The organism is Streptomyces longispororuber (assembly GCF_014656095.1).
In the GTDB taxonomy this organism is placed as follows: Bacteria; Actinomycetota; Actinomycetes; order Streptomycetales; family Streptomycetaceae; genus Streptomyces; species Streptomyces longispororuber.
Genome location: NZ_BNBT01000315.1, coordinates 1 through 1,825, shown reverse-complemented (window position 1 = coordinate 1,825; position 1,825 = coordinate 1). Strand labels below are relative to the sequence as shown.

The 1,825-nt window shown below is 75.8% G+C and carries 2 protein-coding genes; both read right to left on the bottom strand.

The window, feature by feature from the left end:
• Positions 1-129 precede the first annotated feature (129 nt).
• Positions 130-906 carry a thioesterase II family protein gene (locus IE330_RS38390; protein ID WP_190140804.1) on the bottom strand — a complete coding sequence of 259 codons (777 nt, stop codon included), beginning with the start codon at positions 904-906 and terminating at the stop codon, positions 130-132.
• A 13-nt stretch (positions 907-919) separates the two neighbouring features.
• A partial coding sequence (locus tag IE330_RS38385) for a phosphopantetheine-binding protein (protein ID WP_229926237.1) occupies positions 920-1,825 on the bottom strand: 906 nt, incomplete at its 5' end.

The window sequence follows — 1,825 nt, the reverse complement described above, 5'->3', positions numbered from 1 at the left end:
GCGGGCGCGCCGCCGCCCGCACGCCCTTGCGGGCCAGGGCGACGGCGTCGCCGACGCCGGGCACCGCCCGGGCGGCCGCGGTGATCTCGCCGGTGATCGCGTCGAGTACGCCGAGGGCGTCCGCGCTCGTCATGCCGTCCTCCCCGCCGCCGCGCCCAGCATCTTCTCGGTCAGGGTGGAGACCACCGTGCCGGGCGAGTCGAGGAAGTAGAAGTGCCCGCCGGGGTGGAACAGGACGGCGCACTCGGCGGTCGTCTGCGCCCGCCACCCCTCCAGCGACTCCTTCGGGGCCTGCGGGTCGTCCTCACCGGCGAGGACGGTGATGGGGCAGTCGAGCGGCGCGTCGGGGGCCGTGCGGTGGCGCTCCCAGAGCGCGAAGTCCGCGCGGAGCACGGGCACCAGGGAGTCCATGACGAACTCGTCGTTGGCTATCTCCTCGTCGATCCCGCCGAGGGTCAGCATCGCGTCGCGGAACTCGTCGTCGGGCAGCGCGTGGAGCTGCCGGATGCCGGTCGCGCCGGGCGCCGCCTGCGCGGACAGGAAGAGGTGGTCGGGGCCGGGCTGCCCCTTGGCGCGCAGGGCCTTGGCGAGCTCGAAGGCGAGCGCCGCGCCGCAGGAGTGGCCGAAGAAGGAGAACGACCCGCCGAGCACGGGCCGCAGCGCGTGCGTCAACACGCTGACCAGCGGGCCGACCTCGGTGAAGGGCTCCTCGGCGATGCGGTCCTGGCGGCCGGGGAGCTGGACGGCGACCAGCTCGACCTCCGGCGGAAGCAGGGCCGCCCAGTCGGCGTAGGCGGTGGCGCCGGCGCCCGCGTGCGGGAAGCAGATCAGCCGGTGCCTGCTCCGGGGCTGCCGGGCGCGCCAGATGTAGGGGGTCTCGCCGGCAAGTTCAGGTGCGGTGGACATGCGGGGCTTCTCCCTAGCTCATCTTGCGCAGTCGGGGGCCGCTCGCCGTGACGATGTCGTCCCAGTGAGCCGCCAGTTCGGCGATGGTCTTGTACTGGAATACCGAGCGAATGGTGAGCTCCACTCCCAGCTCGTTGCGGATCCGGCCGATCAGCCGGGTCGCGAGCAGTGAATTCCCGCCCATGGCGAAGAAGTTGTCGTCGACGCCGATCTGTTCGCGCTTGAGCACCTCGCCGAAGAGGCGGGTCAGGTACTCCTCGCGCTCGCTGCCCGCCGTCCTGGCCTGGCGGGGCGCGTCGGCGGCTTCGGGCAGCCGCTTGTGGTCGAGCCGCCCGGTGGCGGTCCTGGGAAGCTCGTCCAGGACCACGACCGCGCGCGGCACGAGCCGGTGCGGCAGGTGCCGTGCGGTGAGGTCCCGCAGCTCCTCGGGGGTGACCCGGCCGCCGTCCGCGGCCGCCACGTAGGCGACGGGGCCCGCGCCGACGGTGACCACGGCGGCGTCGGCCACCTGGGCGTGCCGGGACAGGACGGCCTCCGCGGCCCGGTGGGCCGCGGTGCCGCGGGTGGTGCCGAGCGGCTCGGGCCGGCCGTCGGCGGTGACGCGGGCACGCAGGCCGGTGCGGAACAGGCGGGCACCGGGCGCGCCGTGCGGGTCGGCGACGAAGTGCGCGGCGGTCAGGGCGCCCTGCCCGAGGTGACCGCGCCCGTACGCGCCGGCGACGTACAGCTCGCCGGTGGCGCCGGGAGCGGTCGGGGCGAGGGAGGGGCTGAGGACGCGGACGCGGGCGGCGTCGGCGTCCAGGGCGCTGACCTCAGGCGCGCCGTCGCGGATCTCGACGGTGCGGCCGGCGCACAGGGCCGTCAGGACGGCGGTGGCGGGCGTCGCGGGGCCCGCCGCCACCGGCTCCGCCCCGGCCTC